The following is an 8,282-nucleotide window of genomic DNA, read 5'->3' on the forward strand; positions in this document are numbered from 1 at the left end:
GCCACCTCGCCGACGAGCACCTCGCCGTTCTTCGCGAAGGCGACGACGGACGGCGTGGTTCGCGCGCCCTCGGCGTTGGTGATGACGGTGGGCTCGCCACCCTCCAGAACGCTGACCACCGAGTTCGTCGTACCGAGGTCGATGCCGACCGCACGTGCCATGGTGAGACCCCTCCAATGAGGATTTGCCTTGAGTGGAACAGGCTCAAGAATGACTGAGGCGCTGTACGCTGTCAACCGACTTGAGCCCGTTCCGCTCAGCTTTGCTTACAGAACCGCGTTCACCTGGGGTGTTCTCAGCTCAGGACGTGCCGGTACAGGCGGTCGACCAGGTCCATCGCCAGCGACTCCGGCTGCTTCTGGAAGTAGAAGTGGTCGCCGGGGAACATCCGGGCGGCGAAGTCGCCCGTGGTGTGCCGGCGCCAGGTCTCCAGCAGCTCGCCGTCGATCTCGTCGTCCTCGGCGGACCCGTAGGCGACCACCGGGCAGCTCAGCGGCTCCTCGTCCTGGTAGGCGTACTCATCGCAGATCATCAGATCGGACTTGATGATCGGACGGACCAGCTCCCACAGGTCGGGGTCGCGCAGCACGGCCGGATCGGTCCCGCCCATCTGCTCGATCTCGGTGCGCAGCTCGTCGTCCGTGAGGTGCCCGTACTTGCGGACGTCCCCGGCGAACTCCGGGGCCCGCATGCCCGAGACGAACAGGCAGGCCGGCTCCACCCCCCGCGAGCGGCGCAGCTCCCGGACGAACTCGAAGGCCAGCAGGGCCCCCATGCTGTGCCCGAACATCGCGAAGGTGCCGGTCAGCACCGGGGCGAGCTCCCGGGCCAGCCCGACCGCCAGCTCGCGCAGGCCGGTCGGCAGCGGCTCGGCCAGCCGGCTCTCCCGGCCGGGCAGCCGGACCGTGACCGGGTCCACGCTCTTCGGCAGCAGGCCCTGCCAGTCGTCGTACGAGCGGCTGCCGCCGCCCGCGAACGGCAGGCAGAGCAGCGGCGCGTGCCGGGCATCGCCGCGCGGCACCCGACTCAGCGAAGCCGGGACCGCGACGGCCGCCGTCCCCCGGCTCACTTGTGTTCTCCGATGATGCTCCCGGCTTCGGCCGGGAAGTGAATCGGCCGCCGGCTCGGAGCCGCACAGCGGCGGAGCGGGCTTCGGGTGTTCGGGCGGGGACCGTTGTCGGTGGCCCCCGTTAGGTTGACCTCGTGCACCTTCGGTACTCCTATCGCGTCTATCCGACGGCAGGTCAGTGCGCGCTGTTGGCCCGGACGGCCGGGTGTGCGCGAGTGGTGTACAACGACGCTCTGGCGCTCCGGAAGGAGGCCCGCAAGAGCGGCCGGCCCTACCCGAACAGCACCGAACTGCAGAAGCTGGTGATCACGGCGGCGAAGAAGACCGCTGAGCGGGCTTGGCTCGCGTCGGTGGGGGTGGACCCGTTGATCCAGTCGTTGCGGGATCTGGACACCGCGTACCGGAACTTCTTCGATTCGGTGTCCGGCAAGCGGCAGGGGCGTCCGGTCGGCTTGCCGCGGTTCAAGTCGAAGCGGGACAGTCGGCAGTCGCTGCGGTTCACTCGCAACGGGTTCCGGGTCAGGTCCAACGGGAAGCTGTACCTGGCGAAGATCGGTGACGTGCGGGTGAAGTGGTCGCGCGCACTCCCGGCCGATCCGTCGTCCGTGACGATCGTGCTGGACGCGGCCGGCCGGTACCACGCGAGCTTCGTCGTGGACGTGGAACCCGCGCGCCTGCCCGAGGTCGATGCCGAAATCGGCATCGACCTCGGCCTGACCACGTACGCAGTCCTCTCGGACGGCAGCGTGATCGACAACCCGCGCTTCCTGCGCAAGGCGGAGAAACGGCTGAAGGCCGCGCAGCGGGAGCTGTCCCGCAAGGCCAAGGGGTCGAAGAACCGGGCGAAGGCCCGCAGGAAGGTCGCCAAGGCACACGCCAAAGTGGCCGACACCCGCAGGGACTGGCTGCACAAGCAGACCACCGGGATCATCCGCGAAACCCAAGCGGTGTACCTGGAGGACCTGAACGTGCACGGCCTCGGCCGTGGCCGACTGGCCAAGTCCGTCCACGACGCCGGATGGTCCACCTTCCGGCGACTCCTCGAAGAGAAGGCAGCCCGCTACGGGCGGTACGTCGGCATCGTGCACCGCACGTACCCGTCCTCGCAGCTCTGCTCGGACTGCGGACACCGCGACGGACCCAAACCCCTCGCGGTCCGCGAGTGGGCCTGTTCCGCGTGCGGTGTGCTGCATGACCGTGACCTCAACGCTGCTCGAAACATCCTGGCCGCCGGGCAGGCGGACAGGCTAAACGCCCCTGGAGGGCCGGTCAGACCCGGCGTGGCGATCCCACACCGGGCACGGCCCGTCGAACGGGGAACCCATCGGAACACCGGCGGCACGGGGCGCGAGCCCCGCACCGCAGGCGCGGCCGGAATCCCCCGGCATTCAGCCGGGGGAGGATGTCAAGGGAAGCTGATCTCGACGCCGGCGGCGCGCTCGACGGCGCGGCGGTAGACCATGTCGCAGGCCACGACGTCCTCGATCGGCAGGCCGAGCGACTTGAAGAAGGTCACCTCGTCGCCGATCCGGCCCTGGGCGGTGCCCGCCAGGACCTCGCCCAGCTCGGCGGCGATCGCGTCCTCGCCCAGCAGGCCCTCCTGGATCGGGATCATCACGTCGCCGGCCTCGCGCAGCGCCGACTCGCGGCTGTCGACGATGATCCGGGAGCGGGCGACCAGCGCCGAGGGGGCCTCGCGCCACTCGGCCCCGAAGGCGCCGACCGCGTTGATGTGGACGTTGCGCCCGGCGATGTCCTCGTCCCGGATGACCGGCTCGCTGTCGGAGGTGACGGTGCAGACCACCTCGGCGTCCCGGACGGCCTCCGCCGCCGAGCCGACCACCTCGACCTTGAGGCCCTGCCCGGCGGCCCACTCGGCGAGGGCGTGCGCCTTGGCGGCGGTGCGGCCGTACAGCTTGATGCTCTCCCACGGGCGCACCTTGGCGAGGCCCAGCAGGTGGCCGCGGGCCTGGACGCCGGAGCCGATGACGCCCAGGGTGGTCGCGCCGGCCGGGGCGAGGCGCTCGGTGGCGAGCGCGCTGACCGCCGCGGTGCGGATCTCGGTGACCACGGTGGCGTCGATGATCGCCAGCGGCTCGCCGTGGACGGCGTCGAGGAGGATCACCACGCCCTGCACGCCGGGCAGGTTCTTCTCGCCGGCCCGCGGGAACATGCTCAGCATCTTCAGGCCGAAGGTGTCGCCGGAGGCGGCCGGCATGATCAGCACCCGGCCGTCGTGGCCGGGGGGCTCGGCGGTGATCCGCGGGTGCTGGTAGGCCTGGCCGGTGCTGAACCGGCTGAGCGCGTCGGCCATGTCCGGGATGGCGTCCGCGATCGGGTAGAGCTCGCGGGCGGTCTCGCCGTTGATGACTCGCAGCATGGAAGGGCTCGCTTTCGTGAAGGGTTGTCAGGGTTGTTACGGGTGCTTCGGGGCGTGAGTGGGACTCAGACCAGGGCGAAGCGGCCGAGGTCGAAGCCGGTGCGGCCGTCCAGGGCGAGCTCGGCGCAGGCCCGGCCGAGCAGCGGGACGAACTTGAAGCCCCAGCCGGTGCTGAAGATCACCAGGCGCTCGGCGTTCGGCACGTGGGCCGGCGCGTGGCCGAAGTAGAACTGCCGCTCGGAGTCGGCGGGCAGCGCGGCGAGGAAGCTCCCGGCCAGCCGCGGCTCCGGGTCGAGGGCCGGCATGTGGGCGGCGACCCACTCGGTCAGCCGTTCCAGGTGGCGCGGGACGGCGGCGTTGTCGGCCCGGTACGGGTCCTCGACCTCGTGGTCCTCGAAGTCCGGCCCGGCCCGCACCACGTCGCTGCCGGACCACGGGTTGCGCCCGAAGCCGTAGAAGAGGTTGGTGTCCTCCTCGGTGGGCTTCTGGAAGGCGAACCAGGTCGGCAGGTCGACGCCGGGGTCGCGGAGCCGGAACGAGGCGCTGGTCATCTGGAACAGGTGGACGTCCAGCTCGATGCCGAGCGGGGCCAGCAGCGGCTTGGCGAACGGCCCGGCCGCGATGATCACGTGCTGGCCGCGGTGGACGCCGCGGCTGCTGCGGACGGTGACGCCGTCCGCGTCCGGGGCGATCTCCTCGACCTTGGCGTGCTCCAGGACGGTCACCCCGGCCAGCCGGGCCTGCTCGTGCAGCAGCCAGAGGGTGCCCTTGACGTCGGCGATGCCGCCGTCGGGCTGGTAGAAGCCCTCGTAGTGGTCGGGCAGCGCGGCGAACGGGAAGCGGTCCTGGATCTCGCGGGCGTTGAGCCACTCGTGGCTGACCCCGATCCGCTCCAGCACCTTGGCGGCGTCGCTGATCATGCCCTCGTTGGTGGCCTCGGTGGTGTCCCCGAACCAGAGGCTGCCGGTGTGGTGGACCAGCCGCCGGCCGCCCGCCTCCTCCAGCTCGCGCCAGAGCGGCTGGGCCTCCAGGGTCAGCCGGGCGAGGTCCTCCTCGGAGTACTGCAGCCGCCACTGGCGCTCGGCGCCGCCGGAGCTGCCGCGCTGGGTGAACAGCTCGTACTGCTCCAGGACCAGGACCGACCGGCCCCGTCGGGCGGCGTTCCAGGCGGCGGCCAGGCCGACGGCCCCGCCGCCGACCACGACGACGTCGTAGTCCTTCCCACTGGTGGTCACGTGATCCCCCATCATCGGCTCAGTGCGGTCAGCGCCCGGGTGAGGGCGTCCGCGAGGTGTTCGGTCTGGGTCATCGACAGGCTCGGGTGGCAGGGCAGGTTCATGTGCTGTTCGAACCAGAGCCGTTCGGCCACCGGGCACTCGCCGTACCCGTGTCCCTGCGCCCGCCACTCGGGCAGCAGGTGGAGCGGGAAGTAGCGCAGGTAGGTCTCCACGCCCTCCTCGCCGAGGCGGCGCAGCAGGGCGTCCCGCTCGATGCCGCTCTCGGGCTCCACGAGGAAGGTGAAGAGGTGGTAGGGGTGCACCACGTCGGCCGGCACCTCGGGGACCCGGATGCCGTCGAAGCGGGTGAGCACCTCGGTGAGCCGGGCCGCGATGGCCTGCCGGCGGGCGACCAGCTCCGGCAGCTTGTCCAGCTGGACGAGGCCGACGGCGGCGGCGGGCTCGGAGAGCGTCGCGTTGGTGCCGGCCCGGCGGAACTCGGTGCACTCGTGGGTGTAGGCCCGGCCCGGGTAGAGCACCCCGGCGGGGGGCTGGGAGAACGGGCCGAAGGTCTGGTCCGAGGCCACGAACACGGCGTCGGACTCGTTGCCGCGCAGCCGCTCCAGGCGGTCCGCCCAGTCGTCCCGGTCGAAGGTGATCATACCCCCTTCGCCGAGCGTGGTGATGTTCTTGCTGGAGTGGAAGCTGAAGGTCGCGATGTGGCCCAACTGCCCGGCGGGGCGGCTGCGGTAGACCGTGCCGAGGGCGTGCGCGGCGTCCTCCAGGACGAGGATGCCGTGCCGGTCGGCGAGCGCCATGATCTCGTCCATCTGGGCCGGCAGACCGGCGTAGTGGACCAGCACGATGGCCTTGGTGCGCGGTGTGATCAGCTCGGCGACCCGGTCCGGGTCGATGTTCAGGCTGGCCGGCAGGACGTCGGCGAACCGGACCGTCACGTCGTAGTTGAGCAGCGGCTGGATGGTCGCCTGGTAGGTCTGCGGGGTGGTGATCACCTCGTCGCCGGGCTCCAGGTCCAGCAGGTGGATGGCGAGTTCCAGGGCCACCGTCCCGCTGGTGACCGAGTAGGCGTGGCGGGTGCCGACGTGGTGGCGGAACTTCTCCTCGAAGCGGTCCCGCCACAGGCCCTGGGACAGGGTCTGGCCCGAGGCCATGACCTCGCGGACGATACCGACCTCGCGTTCGTCCAGCTGGCTGCCCATCCGGGCGTAGGGGACGGTGAAGGTGGTGGGGGGCGCTGGGGTACTTATGCCCATGGGGTGGCACTCTCCAAGACATCCGAATCCGACATCGCGGCGATCTCCGCGCGAATCTCCGCCTCCACCGCTTCGCCGAGCGCGGCGACGGTGGGGTACTGGAACGCGGCGCTGACCGGGAGTTCGACGTCGAACTCCTGGTTGACCCGCGTGATGATCTGGGTGGCGAGCAGCGAGTGCCCGCCGATTTCGAAGAAGTCGTCCGTCACGCCGACCCGTTCGCGGCGCAGCACCTCGGCCCAGATCCCGGCGATGGCCTCCTCGCGCGGGTCGCGCGGCTCGACGCTGCGGGACTCCGGCAGCTCGGGGAGCGGCAGGGCCCGGCGGTCGACCTTGCCGCTGGAGGTCAGCGGGAAGGCGTCGAGCACGGTGACCGTGGCCGGGACCATGTAGGCCGGGAGCCGGGCGGCGAGGTGTTCGCGCACGCCGGCGGCGGTGGGGTCGGTGCCGGGGGCGGGGACGAGGTAGGCGGCGAGGCGGAGGTCGCCGGGGGTGGTTTCGACCGGGACGACGGCGGCCTGTTCGACGTGGGGGTGGGTGGTGAGGAGGGTCTCGATCTCGCCGGGTTCGATGCGGTAGCCGCGGATCTTGACCTGGAAGTCGGCGCGGCCGAGGAATTCGAGGGTGCCGTCGGGGCGGTGGCGGGCGAGGTCGCCGGTGCGGTAGAGGCGGGAGCCGGGCTCGCCGTAGGGGTTGGGGACGAAGCGGTCGGCGGTGAGGTCGGGGCGGCCGGTGTAGCCGCGGGCGAGGCAGGTTCCGCCGACGTGGATCTCGCCGGGGACGCCGAACGGGGTGGGGTTGCCGTGCCCGTCCAGCAGGTACACCTCGGCGCCGCTGATCGCGCCGCCGATCGGCGGGCGGCCCCAGGGGGCGGCCAGCGGACCGGAGGCGGTGGTGACCACGGTCGCCTCGGTCGGCCCGTAGTGGTTGTACAGCGGCACGCCCGGGGCGTCGTCCGGCCGGGGGCGCAGCAGGTCGCCGCCGGTGAGCAGGGCGCGCAGCCGGGTGGTGGCGGCGAGGTCCCGCTGGATCAGCAGCTCGGCGACCGGGGTGGGCGCGAAGCTGACGGTGGTGCCGGCCCGGGCGAAGTGCCGCACCAGCGCGTCCGGGTCGCGCAGTACGCCGTCGGCCGGGATGGCGAGGCGGGCGCCGGAGAGCAGGGTCGGCCAGATCTCCCAGGTGGCGGCGTCGAAGGTCGGGTTGGCCAGCTGGCTGACCACGTCCTCGGTGCCCAGCCGGTACGTCCGCAGGTGCCAGTCGACCAGGCCGACGAGCGATCCGTGCTGCACCGCGACGCCCTTGGGGCGGCCGGTGGAGCCGGAGGTGTAGATCGTGTAGGCGTGGTTGCCGGCGGTGTGGGTGGTGGGCGGGTTGGCGGGGTTGTGCGGGTGCTGGTGGGTGCTGAGGAGCACCGGGGCGTCGGCGGGGAGCTTGTGCCGGAGTTCGGGGGTGGTGATGGTGAGGCGGGTGCCGCTGTCGGTGAGCTGGTAGCGGATCCGGTCCTCGGGGTGCTCGGGGTCCAGCGGGAGGTAGGCGGCGCCGGCTTTGAGGATGGCGAGCAGGTGGGTGAGCTGGTCGATGCCGCGGGGGAGCAGCAGCGCGATGCCGGTCTCGGGGCCGTGGCCCTGTTCGCGCAGTGTCCAGGCGATGTGGTTGGCGCGGGTGTTGAGCTCCGCGTAGGTGAGTTCGACACCGTCGTGGACCAGGGCGGTGGCCTCGGGGGTGGCCGCGGCCTGGTGGTGGAACCAGTCGGTCACGGTCGCGTGCGGCAGCGGCGTGGGGGCGGCCTGGGCGAGGAGGGCGCTGAGCTCCTCGGGGGTGGTCATGCCGAGCTCGTCGACCTGGCGGTGCGGGTCGGCGGCGATGGAGCCCAGCAGGGTGGTGTAGTGGTCGGCCAGCCGTTCCATCGTCGGCTGGTCGAACAGGTCGGTGGCGTAGACGAGTTCGACCTTGAGCGGGCCGGTGTCGCCGCCGGTGAGGTGCAGTTCCAGGTCGAACCGGGTCGCCGGGGTGTCGCTGTCCGGCACCGCGGCCGCCGTCACTCCGGGCAGGTCCAGGGCCGGCTCGGGGTCGGCCTGGAAGAGCTGGAACCAGGCCTGGATGAGGGGGTTGCGGCTGGTGTCGCGGGGTGGGGCGAGGTGTTCGATGAGTTGTTCGAAGGGGAGGTCTTGGTGGTTGAAGGCTTCGAGGGTGGTGTCGCGGGTGTGGTCGAGGTGGTGGACGAAGGTGGGGTTGTGGGAGAGGTCGGTGCGGATGGGGAGGGAGTTGACGAAGAAGCCGATGAGGGGTTCGAGTTCGGGGTGGGTGCGGCCGTGGCTGGGGCAGCCGATGGTGATGTCGGT

General features: G+C 71.5%; 7 protein-coding genes. 1 reads left to right on the forward strand and 6 read right to left on the reverse strand.

What is annotated here, in order from left to right:
* A partial coding sequence (locus tag AB0N76_RS38365; RefSeq protein ID WP_363565307.1) for an Hsp70 family protein occupies positions 1-161 on the reverse strand: 161 nt, incomplete at its 3' end.
* Between the two features lie 134 nt (positions 162-295).
* Entirely contained in the window at positions 296-1,021 is a 726-nt protein-coding gene (locus AB0N76_RS38370; protein WP_363565485.1) for an alpha/beta fold hydrolase, read from the reverse strand.
* Between the two features lie 182 nt (positions 1,022-1,203).
* On the opposite strand from AB0N76_RS38370, the gene AB0N76_RS38375 reads away from it, so the two are divergent.
* Complete coding sequence (locus tag AB0N76_RS38375; RefSeq protein WP_363565486.1) at positions 1,204-2,526, forward strand: RNA-guided endonuclease TnpB family protein; 1,323 nt, start codon at positions 1,204-1,206, stop codon at positions 2,524-2,526.
* Here the strand turns inward: AB0N76_RS38375 and AB0N76_RS38380 are convergent.
* From AB0N76_RS38380 to AB0N76_RS38395, 4 genes are all read right to left on the reverse strand, one after another.
* Positions 2,475-3,449 carry an ornithine cyclodeaminase family protein gene (locus AB0N76_RS38380; RefSeq protein ID WP_363565487.1) on the reverse strand — a complete coding sequence of 325 codons (975 nt, stop codon included), beginning with the start codon at positions 3,447-3,449 and terminating at the stop codon, positions 2,475-2,477. The genes AB0N76_RS38375 and AB0N76_RS38380 overlap by 52 nt on opposite strands.
* Positions 3,450-3,514: 65 nt before the next feature.
* On the reverse strand, positions 3,515-4,684 hold the full coding sequence (locus AB0N76_RS38385; protein WP_363565488.1) for an FAD-dependent oxidoreductase: 1,170 nt from the start codon (positions 4,682-4,684) through the stop codon (positions 3,515-3,517).
* An 11-nt stretch (positions 4,685-4,695) separates the two neighbouring features.
* Positions 4,696-5,940, reverse strand: coding sequence for a DegT/DnrJ/EryC1/StrS family aminotransferase (locus AB0N76_RS38390; RefSeq protein WP_363565489.1), 1,245 nt, complete (start codon positions 5,938-5,940; stop codon positions 4,696-4,698).
* Positions 5,931-8,282: amino acid adenylation domain-containing protein (locus tag AB0N76_RS38395; RefSeq protein ID WP_363565490.1), on the reverse strand; the 2,352-nt coding region annotated here is incomplete at its 5' end. The genes AB0N76_RS38390 and AB0N76_RS38395, both read right to left, overlap by 10 nt.

Origin of the sequence: Kitasatospora sp. NPDC093806, assembly GCF_040683335.1 — a bacterium.
Classification (GTDB): Bacteria; Actinomycetota; Actinomycetes; order Streptomycetales; family Streptomycetaceae; genus Kitasatospora.